Source organism: Streptomyces sp. NPDC057697 (assembly GCF_042799335.1).
In the GTDB taxonomy this organism is placed as follows: domain Bacteria; phylum Actinomycetota; class Actinomycetes; order Streptomycetales; family Streptomycetaceae; genus Streptomyces.
Window position 1 is genome coordinate 1 of sequence record NZ_JBHVJA010000009.1, and the last position, 20,734, is coordinate 20,734.

The 20,734-nt window shown below is 73.0% G+C and carries 14 protein-coding genes; 10 read left to right on the forward strand and 4 right to left on the reverse strand.

Going from position 1 to position 20,734, the window contains the following annotated elements; translation table 11 throughout:
- Window positions 1–105: 105 nt before the first annotated feature.
- On the reverse strand, window positions 106–312 hold the full coding sequence (locus ACFVFH_RS22520; protein ID WP_383771572.1) for a hypothetical protein: 207 nt from the start codon (window positions 310–312) through the stop codon (window positions 106–108).
- Between the two features lie 148 nt (window positions 313–460).
- On the opposite strand from ACFVFH_RS22520, the gene ACFVFH_RS22525 reads away from it, so the two are divergent.
- Entirely contained in the window at window positions 461–1,138 is a 678-nt protein-coding gene (locus ACFVFH_RS22525; protein WP_383771574.1) for a winged helix-turn-helix domain-containing protein, read from the forward strand.
- A gap of 3 nt (window positions 1,139–1,141) precedes the next feature.
- Window positions 1,142–2,518, forward strand: coding sequence for an ATP-binding protein (locus ACFVFH_RS22530; RefSeq protein WP_383771576.1), 1,377 nt, complete (start codon window positions 1,142–1,144; stop codon window positions 2,516–2,518).
- 47 nt (window positions 2,519–2,565) lie between these two features.
- Here ACFVFH_RS22530 and ACFVFH_RS22535 read toward each other — a convergent pair whose 3' ends face one another.
- Together ACFVFH_RS22535 and ACFVFH_RS22540 are read right to left on the reverse strand one after the other, a co-directional pair.
- Window positions 2,566–3,126: a MarR family winged helix-turn-helix transcriptional regulator gene (locus tag ACFVFH_RS22535; RefSeq protein ID WP_383771578.1), complete on the reverse strand. Its 561-nt coding sequence runs from the start codon at window positions 3,124–3,126 to the stop codon at window positions 2,566–2,568.
- Window positions 3,123–5,345, reverse strand: coding sequence for an MFS transporter (locus ACFVFH_RS22540; protein WP_383771580.1), 2,223 nt, complete (start codon window positions 5,343–5,345; stop codon window positions 3,123–3,125). Before ACFVFH_RS22540 ends, ACFVFH_RS22535 begins: the two co-directional genes overlap by 4 nt.
- A gap of 216 nt (window positions 5,346–5,561) precedes the next feature.
- Between ACFVFH_RS22540 and ACFVFH_RS22545 the strand changes: the two genes are divergently transcribed.
- The 8 genes from ACFVFH_RS22545 to ACFVFH_RS22580 all read left to right on the forward strand — a co-directional run bounded on the left by ACFVFH_RS22545 (window position 5,562) and on the right by ACFVFH_RS22580 (window position 20,119).
- Window positions 5,562–6,404: a helix-turn-helix domain-containing protein gene (locus ACFVFH_RS22545; RefSeq protein WP_383772108.1), complete on the forward strand. Its 843-nt coding sequence runs from the start codon at window positions 5,562–5,564 to the stop codon at window positions 6,402–6,404.
- A gap of 164 nt (window positions 6,405–6,568) precedes the next feature.
- On the forward strand, window positions 6,569–7,462 hold the full coding sequence (locus tag ACFVFH_RS22550) for an ABC transporter ATP-binding protein (protein ID WP_383771582.1): 894 nt from the start codon (window positions 6,569–6,571) through the stop codon (window positions 7,460–7,462).
- A 130-nt stretch (window positions 7,463–7,592) separates the two neighbouring features.
- Window positions 7,593–8,657, forward strand: coding sequence for an iron-siderophore ABC transporter substrate-binding protein (locus ACFVFH_RS22555; RefSeq protein WP_383771584.1), 1,065 nt, complete (start codon window positions 7,593–7,595; stop codon window positions 8,655–8,657).
- 14 nt (window positions 8,658–8,671) lie between these two features.
- A complete protein-coding gene (locus ACFVFH_RS22560) occupies window positions 8,672–10,810 on the forward strand; it encodes an iron ABC transporter permease (protein WP_383772110.1) in 2,139 nt (712 codons plus the stop codon).
- A gap of 92 nt (window positions 10,811–10,902) precedes the next feature.
- Window positions 10,903–12,009 carry a peptidase C39 family protein gene (locus tag ACFVFH_RS22565; protein WP_383771586.1) on the forward strand — a complete coding sequence of 369 codons (1,107 nt, stop codon included), beginning with the start codon at window positions 10,903–10,905 and terminating at the stop codon, window positions 12,007–12,009.
- Window positions 12,010–12,709: 700 nt separating this feature from the next.
- Window positions 12,710–13,726 carry a ParB/RepB/Spo0J family partition protein gene (locus ACFVFH_RS22570; protein ID WP_383771588.1) on the forward strand — a complete coding sequence of 339 codons (1,017 nt, stop codon included), beginning with the start codon at window positions 12,710–12,712 and terminating at the stop codon, window positions 13,724–13,726.
- Between the two features lie 216 nt (window positions 13,727–13,942).
- Window positions 13,943–18,577 (forward strand): amino acid adenylation domain-containing protein, encoded by a 4,635-nt coding sequence (locus ACFVFH_RS22575; protein ID WP_383772112.1) that lies wholly within the window; start codon window positions 13,943–13,945, stop codon window positions 18,575–18,577.
- A gap of 318 nt (window positions 18,578–18,895) precedes the next feature.
- Window positions 18,896–20,119, forward strand: a complete 1,224-nt coding sequence (locus tag ACFVFH_RS22580) for a 3-deoxy-7-phosphoheptulonate synthase (protein WP_383771590.1) — start codon at window positions 18,896–18,898, stop codon at window positions 20,117–20,119.
- Between the two features lie 140 nt (window positions 20,120–20,259).
- On the opposite strand, the gene ACFVFH_RS22585 is transcribed toward ACFVFH_RS22580, so the two are convergent.
- Window positions 20,260–20,718 carry a MarR family winged helix-turn-helix transcriptional regulator gene (locus ACFVFH_RS22585; RefSeq protein WP_383771592.1) on the reverse strand — a complete coding sequence of 153 codons (459 nt, stop codon included), beginning with the start codon at window positions 20,716–20,718 and terminating at the stop codon, window positions 20,260–20,262.
- Window positions 20,719–20,734: the final 16 nt, after the last annotated feature.

Sequence of the window (20,734 nt, forward strand, 5' to 3'; positions counted from 1 at the left end):
GCCGACCGCGCCGTTCGACGCCGGGGGGTGACGCCCGGGGGCCGGCCCGGGTGCCGGGCCGGCCGACGTGCGTCCTGCGATATCAGTGGCCGTTCGCACCGCCGTTCAGCGAAGTGGCTGCTCGGCGACGCGCGCGGCGCGGGTCAGGCGCTCCCGTTCGTCGCTCTCCGCCTCCCGTCGTCCCTCGGGGCGCCTTCCGTCCCGACGTCCGTCGCTCGTCCGCGGGTCGCGGCGGTCGCGAAGGCCGTCGTCCCGGGTGCGCTCCCGGACGTTCTCGTCCCTGTTCCTGCGTCCGTCTGCGAGGTCTCTCATCGTCCCTCTCCTCGTCCGTCCTTCTTCGATCGACACCTCCAGGCTGCGGCCGGGGCACTGAGAAGAGACTGAGAGCCGGTCCCTTCCTCAGCGTCCCTTCAGGAAACGGCGATTCCCGCCGCGGGCTATGGTGGACGAAGAGGTCACCATGAGGATGCTGATCACCGAGGACGAGCCCGCACTCGCCGACGCGATCGCGGACGGACTCGCCGCGGAGGGTTTCGTCGCCGACATCGCGCTCGACGGGACCGAAGGTCTGTGGCGGGCGCTGCACGAGCCCTACGACGTCATCGTGCTGGACATCATGCTGCCCGGACTGTCCGGGTACGAAGTCCTCAAGCGGCTGAGGGCGGCCAGGATCTGGACGCCGGTGCTGATGCTCACGGCGAAGGACGGCGAGTACGACGAGGCGGACGCCCTCGACCTCGGCGCCGACGACTATCTGAGCAAACCCTTCTCCTACGTGGTGCTCGTCGCCCATCTCAGGGCGCTGCTGCGCCGGGGCGCGCCCGCCCGGCCCGCCGTGCTCACCGCCGACGACCTCACCGTGGACCCCGCGGGCCACCACTGCCGCCGCGGAGAGCACGACATCAGCCTGACGGCGAGGGAGTTCGCTCTCCTGGAGTACCTGCTCAGGCACGCCGACGAGGTGATCAGCAAGACCGACATCCTCACCCATGTGTGGGACGAGCACTTCGACGGCGACACCAACATCGTCGAGGTGTACGTCGGTTATCTCCGGCGCAAGATCGACACCCCGTTCGACCGCCGCACCATCGAGACCGTGCGCGGTGCCGGGTACCGGCTCCACAGCACCGCGGGCTGAGTGATGGCCGCGGACGTGCGCTCCTGGTGGGCCCGCCGGTCCCTGCGGCTGCGACTGACCGCCGCCGCGGCCCTGGTGATGGCCGCCGGACTGGCCGGAGCCGCTTTCCTGCTCGTCGCCTGGCTGCACGCCAGCCTCATCAACGGCCTCGACCAGACCGTCCTGCAACGCGCCCAGGTCGTGGCCGCGGACGTGGACAACAGCAGGATCACCGCGGAAGTACCGGCCACCTCGCACGCGGAGGCCGCCGTGCAGATCGTCGACAGCCACGGGAAGGTGGTCGCCGCCTCGGCCAATCTGCGCGGCAGGCCACGGGCGTTCACCTTCCCGGCGAGCCGGTCCGGGGCCCCGCGCGTCCACACCGTCCACGACATCCCCGAACACGACTACGGGACCTGGCGCGCCGTGGGCATCCCGGCGGGCACGCCCCACCACCCCGTGACCGTGTACGTGGCCCTGCCCACCGAGAGCGTCGACCGCGGGCTGGCCCAGCTGACCGTGGCCCTGGCCACCGGCGTACCGGCGGTGGCCGCCCTGCTCACCGCGATGGTGTGGCTGTTCACCGGACGCGCGCTGCGCCCCGTGGACGCCATGCGCGCCCAGACCGCCGAGATCACCGCGTCCGACCTGAGCCGCCGCCTCGACGTGCCCCCCGCCAAGGACGCGCTCGGCAGGCTGGCCGTGACCTTCAACGACCTGCTCGGCCGTCTGGACGCCGCCACCCGGCGCCAGCGGCGGTTCATCGCCGACGCCGCCCATGAACTGCGCAGCCCGCTCAGCACCCTGCACACCCGCCTCGAAGTCGCCGACCGGCACCCGGAGTCCGTCCGCTGGCCGGCCCTCGTTCCCGAGCTGCTCCGCGAGACCGAGCGGCTCAACCATCTCGTCGACGACCTCCTCCAGCTCGCCCGGCTCGACGCCCGGCCCCGGCTGCGGACGCGGCCCGTGGACCTGGACGAGATCGTCTTCACCGAGGTGCGCGAGGCCCGCAGCCGCACTCCCCTCGTCATCGACCAGCACGCCGTCGGCGCGGCACGCCTGAACGGCGACGCGGACGCCCTCGCCCGCGTCGTGCGCAACCTTCTCGACAACGCGCTGAGCCATGCCGCGACCCGCATCGACATCAGCCTCCGGACGGGGCCCCGCACCATCCGGCTGGTGGTCGCCGACGACGGCCCCGGCATCCCCGAGGCCGACCGCGAGCGCGTCTTCGGGCGGTTCACCCGCCTGGACGACGCGCGGGCCCGGGACACCGGAGGCAGCGGTCTCGGCCTCGCCATCGTCCGTGACATCGTCACCGCCCACCACGGCAGCACCCATGTCGAGGACAACCACCCCGGCACCCGGATGGTCGTCGTGCTGCCGACGCCGGCACCGTGACCGCCGGAACCGCCCGCCGTCCGGACGACGGCCCACCGGCTCCGCCCTCAGGCCGTCTTCGACGGGGGCGGGGCCGGGGAGGTGCGGCGCGGCCGGGCGCCGGGGCGCGCGGCGATTTCATGGCCCGGCAGCTCTCCGGGGGCCAGTCGCCGCGCCAGCGAGTCCAGCAGGGGCACGGCGGCGGCGAGCACCGCCAGCTGGTCCTCGGACAGCGCCGCCACCTGGGCGGCCAGGCCCTGGAGGCTCTCGCGGCGCACGCTGTCCAGGACGGCGGTGCCGGCCGGGGCGAGGGCGAGCAGACAGGCGCGCTGGTCGTGCGGGTCGGGGCCGCGGTCCACGAGCCCGGCGGTCACCAGGACGTCGACCAGCCGGGAGGCGGTGGGCATGCTGATGCCCATGCCGCGGGCCAGGTCGCCGAGCCGCAGCGGCTCGTGCGTGGACAGGACGCCCAGCGCGGTCAGCCGGCTCGGGGTCAGGTCGTGGCGTTCGGCCGGCGCCCGCAGCCCGTGGGCCAGGCGCAGGACGGCCGTCCGCAGCCGGGCCGCCGTCTCGTCGCCGTCCGGCGGCCGGGTCGGACCGCCGGGCACCTGCGGCCGCGGGGCGTTCATGACCCGGTCCCGTCCAGTTCCAGGCGCAGGGCCGGAGCGTCCGGCCGGTCCTGGACGCCCCGCGGGGCGTCGTCCGCGTGCGCGGGCAGGAGGCCGGGCGGCAGTCCGGGCAGCCGGAACCGGCCGTCGTCGCCGGTGAGGGCGTAGGCCAGCACCGTGCCCTGGGGGCCGACCGCCCGCAGGGCCGCTCCGGGCAGCGGGCTGTCCGGTCCGGGGCCGTGGACCAGCCCGGTGATGTGCCCGTTCGTCGGGGCGGCGGCGTCCGGGCGGTCGCCGTCGGCCGTCATCGTGTACACGGCCGGGCGGTAGCCGGGTGCGGTGACGACCAGGGTGTACGCGCCGGGCGCCGCGTCCGGGGCGGGGCGGGGCCGTCCGTCGCCCGGCCCGGCCGGTCGCGGGGCGCAGGCCATGACGACCGGTCCCGGGCGGCCGGTGCCGGCCGGGGCGGGCAACGGCTCGGGAGCCTCGGGGGCGGGGGCGGTGCCGCCGACGACCACCGGCCGGTCGGTGTGCACGTACTTGCCGCCCCGCAGCCAGGAGGCGACGGCCGCGACGAGGCAGGCGACGATGGCGAACGCGAACGCGGTGGTCAGGCCCGTCGCGAACGGGCCGGAGATCAGGGCGGGGAAGAAGCCGCGGCCGGTGAGGTAGGCGGCGTGACCGGCCGGCAGATGGGCCAGAGCGGCGGGGCCCAGCAGCGTCTGGAGCGGGTTGTAGCCCAGCAGCGAGGCGAACAGCACCGAGACCGGCGGCAGGGCCGCGAGCCGGTCCGCGTCCGCGGCGGAGACCCCCTGGGCGGTCAGACCGCTGGACAGGGCGTGCGGCAGGCTGGAGGCCAGGCCGAGGATCATCAGGCTGAAGAAGACCCCGATCGACAGCACCATCGCCGAGTTCTGGAAGGTGGTGCTCATGCCGCCGCCGACGCCGCGCTGGTCGGCGGGCAGGCTGTTCATGATCCCCGCCCGGTTGGGGGAGGCGAACAGCCCCATGCCGATCCCGTTGAGCAGCAGGATCGCCGCGAAGGTCCCGTAGTGGAAATCGACCGGCAGGAGCGCCAGGAGCACGAAGCTGCCCGCCGCCACGAGCATGCCGCCGGTCGCGAACGGCCGCGCCCCGAAGCGGTCGGACAGCCACCCCGAGACCGGCCCGGCGACGAGGAAGCCGAGGGTGAGCGGCAGCATGTAGATCCCCGCCCACAGCGGGGTCTGCTCGAAGCTGTACCCGTGCCGGGGCAGCCAGATGCCCTGGAGCCAGATGATCAGGATGAACATCAGTCCGCCGCGTCCCATCCCGGACAGCAGGCTCGCGAGGTTCCCGGCGGTGAACGCCCTGATACGGAACAGGCTCATCCGGAACATCGGCTCGGCGACCCTGGTCTCCACGATCCCGAAGACCACCAGCACGGCCACCCCGCCGATCAGGGCGGCCAGCACCACGGGATTGGTCCAGCCCATGGTGTGCCCCCGGTAGGGCTGGATGCCGTAGGTGATGCCCACGAGCACCGAGATCAGCCCGACGGCGAAGGTGAGATTGCCCCACCAGTCCAGCCGGGCGGGCCGCCGGATGCCGGTGTCGCGCAGCTTCCGGTACGCCCAGAACGTACCGAACACCCCGAACGGCACCGACACCAGGAACACCAGCCGCCACTCGACCGGAGCGAGCAGCCCGCCGAGCACCAGGCCCATGAACGAGCCCGCGATCCCCGCGACCTGGTTCAGGCCCAGGGCGAGTCCGCGCTGGTCCGCCGGGAACGCGTCGGTGATGATCGCGTTGGAGTTGGCCATCAGCATCGCGCCGCCGACGCCCTGGGCCACCCGCATCAGGATCAGCCAGAGCGCGGCGGCCGTGCCGTGCATCCACGTCACCGACAACAGCACCGAGAACACACTGAAGACCGCGAAGCCCGCGTTGTACATACGGACCCGGCCGTAGATGTCCCCCATCCGGCCGAAGCTGACCACGAGCACGGCGGTGACCACCAGATACCCCATGATCAGCCACAGCAGCAGGCTCGTGTTCCCCGGCTCCAGCGGGTCGATCCCGATGCCGCGGAAGATGTCGGGCAGGGCGATCAGCATGATCGACCCGTTGATCGTGGCCATCAGCACACCGAGCGTGGTGTTGGACAGCACGATCCACTTGTAGTGGGGGCCGGGGGTACCGGCCGCGGCCCGGGGCCTGCGGCGGGCCGTACGCGATGGCGCGGACTTCGCAGTCATGGGCACCTCGACAAGGAGGAGCAGATATTTGGTTGCTTGTCCCAAACTAACTCTCCGGCCGGAGTTTCTCGACTGCTCTGCGTTCAAGACGTGGTAAGGAACGGCGCTTCACCCCCGGGGCGCGCAGGCGGCCCCCGGGGGCGTACGGAGTCGCCCGTCACGCTGGATACACTCCCCCGTATGGCCGAATCGTCCCGTAATGGCGCGAGCCCCGGGATGTGGCGTCGCGAATCGAGCACCGTGCTGCGCCGCGCCGCGGCCCTTCCGGCGCAGGCGGCGGGCCCCTTCGTCATCCTCGCCGAATCACAGGTGCCTTCCGTCCCCACGGAGTGGGCGCCGCACTCGCATCAGCTGCACGAGCTCGTCTGGGTGCGCGGGGGAACCCTGACGTCCCGGGTGGCGGACTGCGTCTTCACCGTCTCCGAGGGGTACGGGCTGTGGATGCCGGCCGGAGTGGTGCACCGGGGCCGGACGACGGCGGGGGTGGAGTTCCATGACGCCTTCTTCGCCCCCGAACGCACACCGTTCGCCTTCGAAGGGCCGACGGCGATCACCATGACCCCGGTGCTGGAGTCCCTGCTGACCCATCTGGCCCGCACGGACCTCGACGCCGGGGCCAGGGCGCGGGCGGAGGCGGTGGTGTTCGACGTGCTCCGGCCTTCGGAGCACCGGTTCGCCCTGCAACTGCCCGGCGATCCCCGGATCGACGCGATCGCCGAAGCCCTGCTCGACGACCCCGCCGACTGCCGTTCGCTGGACGGGTGGGCGCGCACGCTGGGGATCAGCGACCGCACGATCGCCCGCGCGTTCCGCCACACGACCGGGCTCTCCTTCGCGCAGTGGCGCCAGATGCTGCGCACCCACCGAGCGCTGACGCTGCTCTCCGAGGGGCTCGATGTGCAGACCGTCTCCGAGACGCTCGGCTACGCGCAGCCCAGTACGTTCATCGCCGCGTTCCGCCGGGTCATGGGCACCACGCCGGGCGCGTTCTTCGCCGACGGGGCCGACGCCGCCGCGGACGGTGTCCGGAATGCCGTATCGGGTGTCCAGAACTCCTGATTGTCGACATGACAAACGGAGGATAGCCTTCCCTTAGTTAGGTAACCCTTGGTTGTTGCTCGACGCGTACGGTCGTTCCGGACGCCGGGAGTCCGCGGCCCGGTCGGCGACGTCCGGACGGAGGGTGCCGCAGCCGTTGCCCCTCCAGTCACCCGGACCCATCGATGTTCACAAGCTCTGCCCGGCGCGCCGTCCGGCATGCCGTCGACCCCGCCGCGCCGCCCACCGCCCTGCACGGTCACGACCTGGTGCTGCGGTACGACAGGACCCCCGTCGTCCACGGCGTCTCGCTGACCCTGGAGCCCGGTCGCGCGACCGCTCTGGTGGGACCCAACGGGAGCGGGAAGTCCACGCTCCTGCGCTCCCTCGCCCGGCTGCACCCGGTGGCCGGCGGCCGGGTGACGCTCGGGGCCCACGACGGACCCGCCGAGCGTGCGGCGGCCCTGCTCAGCGCACGGCAGTTCGCCCGCGAGGTCACCCTGTTCTCCCAGTCGAGGCCCGCGCCGCAGGGGCTGACGGTCTCGGAGGTCGTGGCGTTCGGACGCCACCCGTACCGGCGCGGCTTCGCCGGTCTGTCCGCCGAGGACCGCGGCGCGGTCGACAACGCCATGGACGTCACCGGGGTGCGGGACATGTCCGACCGGCCCGCGGGGGAACTCTCCGGCGGGGAGATGCAGCGGGTCTGGCTCGCCGCCTGTCTGGCCCAGGACACCGGTGTCGTGCTGCTCGACGAGCCGACGAACCACCTGGACCTGCGCTATCAGATCGAGACGCTCGACCTCGTGCGCGACCTCGTCGAGGAGCACGGCGTCGCGGTGGGCATCGTGCTCCACGACCTGGACCACGCCTCCCGCGTCGCGGACACGCTGGTCCTCATGCGCTCCGGCCGTGTGCACGCGGCGGGCGCGCCCGCCGACGTCCTCACCGAGGAGAACATCGGCGAGGTCTACGACATCCGCGTCGAGGTCACGGTCGACCCCCGCACGGGCCGCGTCCGCGTGGACCCGCTCGGGCGCCACGGCGCCCGGAGCGCGCCGGCTGCCCCTGAGCATCGCTAGAAACCGCTGGGAACCGCCGGGAACAGCCGTGACCGCGGCTGGGAACAGCGGCCCGAAAAATCCGGACACAGCCGGAAACCGTTCCACCGAACCATCAGGTTCCACCGAACCACCAGAAAGAGGATCTGCAATGAACCGTGCCCGTCGCCTGGCGGCAGCAGCTGCCACAGGGCTCGTCGTCGTCCTCACCGCAACGGCCTGCGGCACGACCAGTGTCGAGAAGACGACGGCCGCCGGCGGTGGCGCGTCGCCCTCGTCGAAGGACTGTGCCGGGGACACCACGACGACGTCGACGAAGCCGGTGTCCTTCAAGGACGGCGTCGGCCGACAGGTGAAGCTCGACAAGCCCGCGAAGCGGATCGCGGTCCTGGAATGGCAGCAGATCGAGGACGCGCTCACCCTCTGCCTGCCCCCCGTCGCGGTCTCCGACGCGAAGGGGTACAGCACCTGGGTGAGCGCGGAGAAGCTGCCGGCCGGGGTGAAGGACATCGGCACCCGTGAGGAGCCCGACCTCGACACCCTCTTCGCGGCCAAGCCCGACCTCGTCGTCGTGGAGGCGTTCAAGGCCGACGACGAGATCATCAAGAAGCTGGAGAAGCGGGGCGTGCCGGTGCTGGCCACGCTGGGGGCGGATCCGGCCGACCCGATCAAGAACATGCAGAACGTGTTCAGCATGATCGGCAAGGCGACAGGACGCACCGAGCGGGCCGACCAGGTGCTCCGGGAGTTCGACGAGCACCTCGCCGCGGCCAAGAAGCAGGTCTCGGCCGCCGGTCTGCCCACCAAGGACTTCCTGTTCTTCGACGGATGGCTCCAGGGCGGCAACCTCACCGTCCGCCCCTACGGCAAGGGCGCCCTGTTCACCGCGATAGGCGAAGAGCTCGGCATGACCCCCGCGTGGACCGACGACGTCAACAAGGCCCACGGCAACGGGGGAGTCGACCCCTCGTACGGCCTCGCGCAGACCGATGCCGAGGGCCTCACCGCCGTCGGGAAGGCCAACCTCTTCTACGCCAACGACGAAGGGGCGGGCGGATACGTCGCCGCGCTGGAGAAGAACCCGATCTGGAAGTCGCTCCCGGCCGTGAAGGAAGGCCGCGCGCACGCGTTCCCGGCGCGGGTGTGGGGCGCGGGCGGTCCGCGCTCCTGCGAGCAGGCGATCGACGCGTACGTCGACGTCCTCGACAAGAAGTGAGCGCACCGCACGAGGTGAGCACACCGCCGACACCGGCCCCCGGCCCGGGACCGGCGGAGCCGCGCACCGGCCGGAGCGGTGGCCCGGCGGAGCCGCGTGCCGAGCACGGCCGCGGCTCCGCCGGGGTGGGCGTCCTGGCGCTCCTCCTCGTCGGGGTCGCCGTGGTGGGCATGTGGCACCTGACGCAGGGGACGTCCGGGGTGGGCGTCTGGGACCTGGTGCGGTACGCCGCCGGGGACCGGGACGACACCGCCGGGGCGCCGGTCGGCGAGATCTTCACCGGCTCGCGCCTGCCCCGCCTCCTCGCGGGCGTGGCGGTCGGCTTCGCCCTCGGCGCCGCCGGTGCGCTGCTGCAGTCCGTCACCCGCAACGCGCTCGCCTCCCCCGACACCCTCGCGGTCACGGCCGGCGCCTACTTCACACTCACGCTGGTCGCGGCCTTCGGCCTCACCGTCCCGCTGTGGGCGTCGGGCGCCGTCGCCTTCGCCGGCGGACTGCTCGCGGCGGCGCTCGTACTGGCCCTCGCGGGCCGGGCCGCGGGCACCACGGGCACCCGCCTCATCCTCGCCGGATCGGCAATGGCGATGGCCCTGGACTCGGCGACCGCGATGCTGCTCATCCTGTTCGAGAAGAACACGACCGGCCTCTTCGCCTGGGGCAGCGGCTCGCTCGCGCAGCTGAACATCGACGCGTCGGTACGCGCCTTCCCCCTCGTGGCCCTGGTGCTGTGCGTCGCCCTGGCGCTGTCCCGGAAGCTCGACGTGATGGGCCTCGGGGACGACGCCGCGTCCTCCCTCGGCGTACCGATCCGCGGCACCCGGGTGACCGCGGTGCTCTGCGCGGTCGTCCTGACCAGTACGTCGGTGACGCTCGCGGGGCCGATCGCCTTCGTCGGACTCGGCGCCCCGGTCCTGGCCCGTCTGCTGGCGGGACGGGTCCGGGCGCTGCGCAGGCATCTGCTGATGGTGCCGGCGTCCGGGTTGCTCGGCGCGCTGCTCATCCTGCTCGCGGACGCGTCGCTGCGCGCGGTGCAGGGGGCCGGGGAGGCCGCCGCCATCCCCACGGGCGTACCGACCGCGCTGCTCGGCGCCGTCGTGATCGTGGTCCTCGCCCTCCGCCTCCGTGACACGGGCGGGCTCCGGCAGCCGCCGCGCGCTCGGATCGCCACCCGGTCGCGCCGGTCGTTCCTCCTCGTCCTGCTCGGCGCGGTGGTGCTCCTGGTCGCGGCGGTCCTCGTGGCGACCCTCGCGGGCAGCCTCTGGCTGCGGACGGGGGACCTCGCGCTCTGGGCGCGGGGAGCCGCCCCCGATCTGATCGGCCAGGCGCTCGACGACCGGGTCCCGCGCGTGGTCGCGGCGGTGCTCGCCGGCGCGGCGCTCGGACTGTCCGGATGCGTCGTCCAGGGCGCGGTCCGCAACCCGTTGGCCGAGCCGGGCGTCCTCGGTATCACCGCGGGAGCCGGGCTGGGAGCAGCGAGCATCGCCACATCGGGCCTGTCGGGCGGACAGCCGTTGCTCGTCGCCGCCGCCGTGGCGACGGGTCTCGCCACGTTCGCCCTGATCGCCCTGCTGGCCTGGCGGGGCGGCTTCCTGCCCGACCGGTTCGTGCTGATCGGCATCGGCTGCGGGTACGGCCTCAGCTCCATCACCACCTTCCTCCTGCTGCGCGCCGACCCGTGGGACACCCCCCGGATCTTCACCTGGCTCTCCGGTACGACCTACGGGCGCGTACTGTCCGACGTCGTCCCGGTCGCGGTGGCGCTGGCGCTCGCGCTCCCCGTGCTGCTCGCGATGCGGCGCAGGCTCGACCTGCTCGCCGTCGACGAGGACACCCCGCGCGTGGTCGGCGTCAGCCCGGAACGCACCCGCTTCGCCGCCCTGGGGATCGCCGCGGTGCTCGCCGCGCTCAGCGTGATCGCCGTGGGCGTCGTCGGTTTCGTGGGCCTCGTCGCCCCGCACCTCGCCCGGTCGCTGGTGGGCGCCCGGCACGGCCGGGTGATCCCGGTCGCCATGCTGTTCGGCGCGGTGCTGGTCTGCGTGGCCGACACCCTCGGGCGCACACTCGTCGCGCCCGCCCAGATGCCCGCGGGCCTGATGGTCTCCCTGGTCGGGGCCCCGTACTTCATCTGGGTGCTCCGGAAGTCCCGCGCCTGACACCGGACACGGCGTCCCCGCTCCCTCGTGGGGACGCCGCTCCGGTGCTCCCCAAGCCCCCGCCCCCTTCCGACCCGCCGAGGAACGCCGGAATGCCACCCCACCAGGACACGTCCGTGATGAACACCGTCGTACCGTTCGACCCCGCCGCGCCGCCCGCCCCGCTGAACCGGCTCGCCCCCCACGAGGTGCTCGAACGCTGGCGAGCGGCCGATCGCTCCGCCCATGCCCCGCACCTCGTGGCCGTCACGGGCGACGGCGGTGACTGGGCCGCCGCCGCGCTCGTCACGTCCCGCCCGCACACGTCCTACCTGAAGATCGTCGACGCCGTCGGTGACGTGCCGACAGCCGTCGGGGCCGTGGTCTCCCACGCACGCCGCCAGGGGCTCGCACAGGTCAAGTGGGAAGGGTGGACGGTGCGTCCCGAGGACGCCGCCGCCCTCGGCTTCGCCCCGCTGGGCGCTCCGCTCACCCCGACGACGCGGGAGAGCGGGCCCGGCACCGGCCATGTGCGCTGGCTGCACGGAGACGGCGTGAGCGAGCCCCCGTACTACGGACAGACGACACACTTCACCTGCGGCGCCGTCACCGCCCTGGTCGCGCAGGCGCACGCGGGGGAACTGCCGCTGGAATCGTTCGACCGGCAGGCGGAGTTGACGCTGTGGCGCGACGCGACGAACTTCCCCGCGTGCGAACCCGTCGGACTGGGCGTGGCCGTGCGCCGGGCCCGGCCGTCGTCCCCGGTCACCGTCCACCTCGACACGGAACGACCCGTCCTGCTCGACCAGTATCCGGAGGACGAGCAGGAGTGGCGCGCGGTGCTCCAGCGGGCTTCCCGCGCGGAGGCCGGACGGACCGGTGTCCCGGTCGACCCGCGCCCCCTGTCCATGGCCATGGTCCGCGGCGCGCTGGAGCGCCGGGAACACGTGCTGCTCCTGGTCTCGCTCGCCGCCATGCAGGGGTTCGACGTACCCCACTGGGTGCTGTGCCACGGCGCGGTACCGGGCGCCCTGGTGATCGAGGACCCGTGGACCCACACCGCCGCGGGGGACACCTGGGTCGACGCCCACCTGCTGCCCGTACCGGATCTCTCGCTCGACGCCATGTCGGTGATCTCGCCGGACCGCTTCCGGGGCGCCGTGCTCATCGGCCGCCCGGAGCGGGACACCGCACCCCCTCCGGTGCCGGACGTGGTGTAGACCCCTGGGCCGGACCGGCTCCGGGGCGACCGGCCGTCGCGCTCCACGGCCGATATCCGCCGACCGCGACGGGGTCGGACAGCTCTTCTGCGCCACACCGGCCACCGGCGGCGGGCCCGGCCCCGCGCACCACCGGCCGCGGCCGCCCCGCCGCGTGGCCCGGAGGCCGCCGCGTACGCCGGGGAGGACGGGACGCGGGGGTGCCGGCGCCGACGTGGTGGTGCAGGTAGGAGGGCGAACGCCCCGGCGTGGGCGCTGACCCGGTTGGTACGAGCCGGTGTGCGCCGGGCGCACACCGACCGGTGCGCGGCGACGCGCCGCCCCGGCCGCGAGGTGGCCGAAGGCAGGCGTCGGCGCGACACGCGGGCGGTGAACTCCGGCATGTGCCCGTGGCCAGGGCGCTCGTACGGCGGAGGGCGTCGTGGGGCGGGTTCCGGGTTGGCGCGATTTCGTACCCGGCACGGGCGGGTGTATGGCTGAAAGTCGCCCGGGGGCCCTTGTCGGCGGCAGGCCCATCGTCGACCATGCGTGTCAGCGGCCGTGTTGCTGCGTTTTGTCCGCCGGTCTGCACACAGGTGGCTCGCGGACGCCGGGAACGACGGGGGCGGTGCCGCCCCGGACCGTGTCCCCTCGTGTCCGCCGAACGCAGAGAGGCACTCCTCCCATGTCCGATGTGCTGGCCGACAGAGCGGCATGCCCTGTGCAGACAGGCGAGATCGAAGGCCTTCGCGTCGAGCTGGTGTCCGTGGAGGACCTGGTGCTCGGTCAGTCGCCCCGGGTGGCCGGCGAGGACATCGGGCACGCCCGCGCGCTGGCCGAGTCGGGGGCGGCCCTGCCTCCCATCGTGGTGCACCGGCCCACGATGCACGTGGTCGACGGCGTCCACCGGCTGCGCGCCGCGGTGCTGAGGGGGCAGCGGAGGATAGCGGCCCGGTTCGTCGAGGGCACCCCCCAGGACGTCTTCGTCCTGGCCGTGCAGCTCAACTCCCGGCACGGGCTGCCGCTCTCGGGGGACGACCGGACGGCCGCGGCCGCCCGCATCGTCGAGAGCCACTCCCGCTGGTCGGACCGCAGGATCGCGGGCGTGACCGGTGTCGCTCCGGGTACCGTCGCCGCCCTGCGACGCCGTTCGACCGGGCAGAGTGGACAGTCGAACGCCCGGACGGGGGCGGACGGGCGGGTGCGCCCGCTCGACGCCGCCGCCGGCCGCGAAGCCGCCGTACGGGTCATCGCCGAGCAGCCGCACGCCTCGCTGCGCGACATCGCCGCTCAGGCCGGGATCGCCCTCTCCACGGCCAAGGACGTGCGGGACCGGATACGCGAAGGGCGCGACCCCGTTCCGCAGCGGCTGCGGAACAGGCCACCGGCACAGGGGACGGGCACGCGAACGATCGCGGTACGGGTCGGGGGAGCCGCGGAGGGGCCCGTCGCGACGGACGCGCGGCGCGTGGGCCCGGGGACGCCGGCCCGCGGCGCCGACAAGCTGTCCGCGCTGGTCAGCCTGCGCAAGGATCCCGCGCTCCGCCAGTCCGAACTGGGCCGTTCCCTGCTGCAGTTGCTGAGCACGCACGCCATCGACGACGAGACCTGGCGGCGGCTGGCGGGATCCGTCCCCCTGCACTGCAGCGACGTGGTGGCCCAGGTGGCCCAGCAGTGTTCCCAGGAGTGGCTGCTCTTCGCGCAGGAGGTGCGGCGGTCCCGGGAAGCGTGCGAGTAACCCGGCCGTACGCGCAGCCCCCCCGTTCCGCCCCGTCACGCCCCCGTGCGAACGCCCGCGCGGAGGGCGCCGTCCGGGCTGCGCGAGGGCGCCCTCCGGGAACAGCGTGCGTGGTCTGTTTTTCTTGACAGCGCGAGGACGCACCAACCAATCTGATTGTCATAGGGAAACCAGTTGGCGTTGCTGCGCCACGCGATGGTGCGGAAAGCGGTGAGCATGCAGAGCCCTTTGGAATCGGTCCTGGTGCAGACGTGGGAGAGCGTCACCGGACTCAGGAACCACTCCGCAACGGCACTCCTCATGACGCCGGACGGCCACACCGGTCACCTCGCCGAATTCGCCTCGGCCATCCGTGACGTCCTGGGCATCGGCATCGCGCCGGAGACGATCGTCGAGCACCGGACCGTCGCCGGTCTCGCCCGATGGGTCGAGGACCTGCGGCAACGGCGCGACGGCTCCTCGACCACCACCGTGACGAGGGTGGTCGGCGAAACGCTGATGAGACCACCGCCGGCCTCCTTCGGGCAGGCCGGATTCTGGTACATCGACCAGTCCTCCCCGAACCCGTCGATCTACAACGCGCCGATCGTGCTGGAGGCGGGGTTCGCCGTCGAACCCCCGCTCCTGGAGCGGAGCCTCCGCAACACCGTGGCACGGCACGAGGCCCTGCGCACCACGTTCCTCATGGTCGACGGCGAGCTCGTGCAGAAGATCTCGCCGGAGCCGCGGTTCGCGTTCGGGGTCAGGGAGACCGCGGACGAGCAGGAGTACGAACGCGTCCTGCGTGACGTCATGGACCCGCCCTTCGACCTGGCGTCCGGACCGCTGCTCAGGGTGGTGTGCGTGACCGACGGGACCGGGCGCACCCGCGTCCTGTGCAACGTGCACCACATCGTCTTCGACGCCACGTCCGCCGGCATCCTCCTGGACGAGTGGTTCACCGACTACGTGAACCTGCGGGACGGCCGCGAGATCACCGCCGGCCCCCCGCCGGCGCAGTACCAGGACTTCTCCCGCCGCCAGCGGGAGCGGCTGGATCCGGAATCGCTCGAACGGATGCTGGGGTACTGGGAGGGCAAACTCGCCTCCCCGCTCTCCCTGCTGGACCTTCCCCTGGACAAGCCCCGCACCACGCCGCGGACCCAGGAGGGCGACGTCGCACGGTTCCACGTGCCGGCGCCCCTGGCCGACGCCCTGCTCAAGCGCACCGCCGAGGAGGGCGTGACCCTCTTCATGCTGCTGCTCTCGGCCTACGCGGTCTTCCTGTACAAGTACGCCCGCCAGCAGGACATCCTCATCGGCAGCCCGGCGTCGCTGCGCGACACCGCCGAGGCGCAGGGGGTGATCGGCTACCTCGTCAACGTGATCGTGTTCCGCCACGCGCTCGACGACCGGATGACGCTGGGCGAACTCCACGCGGCGGTCAGGGACGAGGTCATCGACTCCCTCCAGTACAAGCACGTACCCGTGGGAAAGATCATCGAACGCGTGCAGCCGGGACGCAGCACCGTCCACCCGCCCGTCTTCCAGACGATGTTCGTCATGCCGCAGAGCGACCCGGAGATCTTCACGCGCCTCGGCCTCGACATGCAGACGGAACTGTACGGAAGCCGCAGTGCCAAGTACGACCTCTCCCTGATCATCGAGGCGGACCGCAACGGCTCCGGAGGGCTCAGCGGCACCTTCGAGTACGACACGAGCCTCTTCGAACGCGCCACCGCCGAGGCGATGGGACGGCGCTTCCTGCACATCCTCGACCAGTTCGTCCACACCCCCGGAGCGCGGCTCGCGGACATCCGGCTGCTCTCCCCGGAGCAGGAGCGGGCGACGGTGGAGGCGTTCTCGCGCCGCCGGGAGGGAGACGGGCCGTGCCCCGTCATGGACCACTTCCGCCGCCAGGCGGAACGGACCCCCGACGCCGAGGCGGTCGTCCGGGACGGCGAGTCGCTGACCTACCGGGAGCTGGAGCAGCGCGCCAACCGGCTCGCCCACTGCCTCAGATCCCGGGGCATCGCGGCCAAAAGCCGCGTCGGCATCTTCCTCGGACGGTCGACGGACATGATCGTCGCGCTGCTCGGAACGCTCAAGTCCGGCGCCGCCTACGTACCGATCGACCCCTCCTACCCGCCGGACCGCATCGCGTACGCGCTCCGGGACTCCGGCGCCGAACTGGTCCTCACCGAGGCGGCGCTGCGCGACCGGCTCCCCGGCACCCACGAACTGCTGGTCGTGGACCGGGAACGCGAGAGCGTCGCCGCCTTCCCCGCGACCGACCCGGGCCCCGTCAAGGAACCCCACGACGAGATCTACGTCATCTACACCTCCGGCTCCACCGGCGCCCCCAAGGGGGTCGTCCTCGACGACGCCACGATCTCCAACCTCGTCGAGCACCAGATGGCCATCACCGCGGTGGGGGCCGGGGCACGCACCCTCCAGTACATGAGCCTCTCCTTCGACGTGTCGGCGCAGGAGATCCTCGGCACGCTCTGCGCCGGGGGCACCCTCGCCCTCATACCGGAGGAGCTCCAGAAGGACCTGCACCGGCTCTGCGCGTTCATGGCCCGTGAGGACATCGCCCGCGCCTACTTCCCCTACATCGCGCTCCAGCAGCTCGCCGCCGTGGCGATCGCCACCGGAACCCGGCTGGAGGCGCTGGAGGAAGTCGTCTCCACCGGCGAACAGCTCGTGGTCTCCCCGCAGATCAGGGAGTTCTTCACGGCCCACCCCCGGGCACGGCTGTGGAACATGTACGGCCCGTCCGAGAGCCATGTGGTGTCCGTGCACCGGCTGGACCGCGACCCGGCGCGCTGGGGGGAGACGGCCGCCATCGGTCGGCCCGTACCCGGCTTCAGCATGTTGGTCCTGGACGCGAACGGACACCTGGTACCTCCCGGCATCCCCGGCGAACTGCACCTCGGCGGCCTGATCTCCCCGGGCTACAACAACCTTCCCGAGGAGACCGCGCGGCGCTTCCTCGCCCATCCCCTCGCCTCGGCGGTCCCGAACCGCAAGGGAGTGCTGTACCGGACGGGCGACCTGGTGCGGATCAACACCGACGGGGACTTCGAATACCTGGGCCGGACCGACGCCCAGCTGAAGGTCCGGGGCTACCGCATCGAACCGTCCGAGGTCGAAGCCGCGCTCAACGGCCTCGACCCGGTGGACGCCTCGGCCGTCGTCGCCGTCCGGTTCGACGACGGCGACAAGCGGCTCGTCGCCTTCCTCGCCGTGCGCGAACGGATCGACAGCGGCGAACTGCGGCGCCTGCTGCGCCCGTTGCTCCCCGACTACATGGTTCCCTCGCACTACGTCCTGCTGGACCGGATCCCCACCGCCCCCAGCGGAAAGATCGACCGCAAGGCCCTGCCGGCCCTCTTCCGGCCCGACACCGCCGAGGCGGCGGACACCACACCGCTCAGCACCCCGACCGAACGCGAGATCGCACGCCACTGGCGCGAACTCCTCGCAACCGGCACGATCGGCGCGCACGACGACTTCTTCGCCCTGGGCGGCCACTCCATCCTGGCCGTCCGGCTGGCGGTACGGCTGAGGACGGAATTCGCGGTGGACATCGAGCTGCGCGCCCTGCTCGACAACCCCACCGTCGCGGGCATGGCGGCCCGCGTCGACGCCCTCACCGCCCCGACGGGCGGGCCCCGCCCCGAGGCCACGGCCCCCGACCTGCGCGCCGACGTACGGCTGCCGGACAACCTCACCACCCGCGGGACACGGACCACGGACCGGGGGTACGGGCCCCGCACCACGGCGGGCGCCCACGACGTCCTGCTGACCGGCGCCACCGGCTTCCTCGGCGCCTACCTGCTGCGCGACCTGCTGGCGCACACCCGGGCCCGGGTGCACTGCCTGGTCAGGGCGGAGAACCCCGAGCGGGCCCGGCGACGACTGGCGGACACCGCCCGCCGCTACCGCCTGACCCACGCGGTCGACGACCCCCGGGTGGTGCCCGTCTGCGGCGATCTCGCCCGGCGGGGCATGGGCCTGGACACACCGGCGTACGCCGCCCTCTCCGGCACGGTCGGAGCGGTCTACCACGCGGCCGCGCACATCAACTTCATGGCGCCCTACGCGTCGGTGCGCGCGACCAACGTCGACGGCATGGCCGAGATGCTGGCCTTCTGCGCCGACGGCACGCCCAAGCCCCTGCACTACGCCTCCACCATCGCGGTGTTCTCCCGCGCGGAGAACCAGGGCGTGATCTCCGAGACCAGCGTCCCCCAGGACGCCGAACACCTCGGCATCGGCTACACCCAGAGCAAATGGGTCGCCGAGCAGCAGGCCCACGCGGCCCGGCGCCTCGGACTCCCGGTCACCGTCTACCGGATGGGCCGGATCGCCGGGGACAGCACCACCGGCGCCTGCCAGCCGGACGACTTCCTGTGGCGGCAGATCAAGAGCTTCGTGCAACTGGGCTCGGCACCGCCCGCCCACGAACTGCGCACCGACCTGCTGCCGGTGGACTTCGTCAGCCGCGCGCTGGTGCTGCTCTCCCGGCAGGAGGACCACCCCACGTACCACCTGTTCCACCCCGAGGGCGCGGACTTCCACGTCGTGCACGAGGCGATCAGGAAGGCCGGGTACCCGCTGGAGGCGGTTCCGGGCGACGCGTGGTTCGCCGCACTGGAACGGGCGGCGGCGTCCGGCGCCACGAACGCGCTCGCCGCGGCCGTCCCGCTGTTCCAGGAAGGCGCGCTGGAACTCGGCGAGAACACCTATGCGAACGAGGCGACCGCACGGTCGCTGCGAAGCCTGGGCATGGAGTTCCCGGCCATCGACGTCGCGGCCGTGACCCGGATGATCGAGTACTTCCGGGAGACGGGCGAGCTCGACTGACCCGTCCCGCATCCGCCGATCGGCCCCCCCCGGGACCGCTTCCACCGGTCGGCGACCGGGCCCGGCGGCCCCCTGTTCCCGTGCGACCTCGCCCCCGCCGGAGGCGGCCCCGGCCGCTGCGCTTGCCCCGGGGCCGGGCGGGCGAACGCCCGCGACGCGACGTGCCCCGCGGACGGCGCCCGGCCCCGCGTCCCGCGCCCCCGTACAGCGCGCCCGAAGCACCGTCGGCCGCACCGCGGCCCCGATCCGAGAATCCGCTGCTCCCCGGCCCGAGAGCCGGGGCATCCCGGGAGATGACCAGTGAACGACGGTACGTCAGTGGCCGGCCCCGACGTGGGGGACATCGATCTGGCTCCGATCCGGGGCCTGCCGGCGGCCCAACAGCCCGACTGGCCGGACCCGGCACGGGTGAAGGCGGTCCGGGCGACCCTGGCCGGAAGCGCACCGCTGGTGCGGTGGGACGACGTGCGGCAACTCGGCGGCCTGCTGGCGCGGGCGGCCGAGGGCGAGCTGTGCGTGTTGATGGCCGGCGACTGCGCCGAGGACCCCGCCGAGTGCTCGGTCGCCGACGTCGCGCCCAAGGCCGGGATGCTGGACGTCCTCGGCGACATCATGAGAGTGGGCGCGGGACGGCCGGTGGTGAAGGCCGGCCGGCTGGCGGGACAGTTCGCCAAGCCCAGGTCGCAGGCGTACGAATGCGTCGTCGGCGGCAGCGTGCCGGTCTACCGGGGCCCCATGGTCAACGGGCCGGAGCCGACCCACCGGGCACGGCGCGCCGACCCCGGCCGGATGATCGGCGGCTACCGGGCCGCGCGCGAGGTCCTCCGCTCGCTCGACACCATCGGCCGGGGCACCGGCGCCGCACCCCTGGAGCGGGTGTGGACCGGCCACGAGGCCCTGCTCCTCGACTACGAGGCGCCGCTGGTGCGGCCGACCGGCGGCGGGGGACGCTACCTCGCCTCCACGCACTGGCCCTGGATCGGCGAACGCACCCGGCAGGCCGACGGCGCGCACGTACGGCTGCTGGCGCGCCTGGAGAACCCCGTGGCGTGCAAGGTGGGCCCGCGCACGACCGTCCCCGAGGTGCTGCGGCTGTGCGCGCTCCTCGACCCGGAGCGCAGCCCCGGCAGGCTGACCCTCATCGCCCGCTTCGGCGCGACGCAGATCGAAGGGCTGGGCGCCCTGGTCCGCGCAGTGCGGGGGGCCGGCCATCCCGTGCTGTGGATGTGCGACCCGATGCACGGCAACACCGTCCAGGACCGGACCGGCCTGAAAGTCCGTCACCTCGATGCCGTCATGGACGAGATCCGCTGGTTCCTGTCGATCGTCTCCGATCACGGCGGCAGGTGCGCCGGACTGCACGTGGAGGCGTCGCCCCTGGACATCGCCGAATGCGCGGGTGCCGGAATCACTCCGGTGCGCGGCCCGCGGTACCGGACCCTGTGCGACCCCCGGCTCAATCTGATGCAGGCGGTGGCCGTCGCCGCGCACTGGCAGCAGCGCGCCGTCCGGCAGGGCGAGAGGACGGCCACGCCCTCATGACGGCCGTCCGCGCCCTCATGACGACCGTCCGCGGGGAGACGCCGTCCGCAGCCGGACGCGAACGGCACGCCCAACGGCGGGCGGCCGCACCGTCGCCCCTGACGCACCCCGGCCCACCGGCGCCCACGGGAGGGCGGCGCTCAGTGCAGCAGGGTGTCGATCGAGTCGGCGACCTTCTGGCACATCTCGGTGAACATGGCTTGCTCGCCGGGCGAGAGCACCTCCATGGCGGCCCGGACGTTCTCGTGCCGGCTGCGCGCCGCACTGGCGAGAAAGGCGTGCCCCTTCGGCGTGAGCGACGTCGTGTGCTCCCGCTTGTCCTCACCGAGTGCGGCCTGCTGGATCAGCTCCAGGTCCTTCAGGACGCGCAGCGCCTTGGACGCGGTCTGCCGCGACACCCCCAGGGACTCGCTGAGCCGCGAGGGGTTCATCGCACCGCGGATGCGGAGCATCTCCAGGACGTCGTACTGCTGCCAGTTGATGCCCTCGGGGTTGGTCGCGGTGCGCCGGGCGACCAGGACGCACTGCAGATGGGACAGCGCGTCCTCCAGCTCGGAGGGCGGGCCGAGCGGTGCGTGGACGGCGTCTGTGTCCGTCATCGGTGAGCTCCTTCTG

What these genes read in the sequence shown, in the direction of transcription:
- ACFVFH_RS22520 (WP_383771572.1), bottom strand. Translation starts at nt 312, where the DNA reads ATGAGAGACCTCGCAGACGGACGCAGGAACAGGGACGAGAACGTCCGG.
- ACFVFH_RS22525 (WP_383771574.1), top strand. Translation starts at nt 461, where the DNA reads ATGAGGATGCTGATCACCGAGGACGAGCCCGCACTCGCCGACGCGATC.
- ACFVFH_RS22530 (WP_383771576.1), top strand. Translation starts at nt 1,142, where the DNA reads ATGGCCGCGGACGTGCGCTCCTGGTGGGCCCGCCGGTCCCTGCGGCTG.
- ACFVFH_RS22535 (WP_383771578.1), bottom strand. Translation starts at nt 3,126, where the DNA reads ATGAACGCCCCGCGGCCGCAGGTGCCCGGCGGTCCGACCCGGCCGCCG.
- ACFVFH_RS22540 (WP_383771580.1), bottom strand. Translation starts at nt 5,345, where the DNA reads ATGACTGCGAAGTCCGCGCCATCGCGTACGGCCCGCCGCAGGCCCCGG.
- ACFVFH_RS22545 (WP_383772108.1), top strand. Translation starts at nt 5,562, where the DNA reads ATGTGGCGTCGCGAATCGAGCACCGTGCTGCGCCGCGCCGCGGCCCTT.
- ACFVFH_RS22550 (WP_383771582.1), top strand. Translation starts at nt 6,569, where the DNA reads ATGTTCACAAGCTCTGCCCGGCGCGCCGTCCGGCATGCCGTCGACCCC.
- ACFVFH_RS22555 (WP_383771584.1), top strand. Translation starts at nt 7,593, where the DNA reads ATGAACCGTGCCCGTCGCCTGGCGGCAGCAGCTGCCACAGGGCTCGTC.
- ACFVFH_RS22565 (WP_383771586.1), top strand. Translation starts at nt 10,903, where the DNA reads ATGCCACCCCACCAGGACACGTCCGTGATGAACACCGTCGTACCGTTC.
- ACFVFH_RS22575 (WP_383772112.1), top strand. Translation starts at nt 13,943, where the DNA reads ATGCAGAGCCCTTTGGAATCGGTCCTGGTGCAGACGTGGGAGAGCGTC.
- ACFVFH_RS22585 (WP_383771592.1), bottom strand. Translation starts at nt 20,718, where the DNA reads ATGACGGACACAGACGCCGTCCACGCACCGCTCGGCCCGCCCTCCGAG.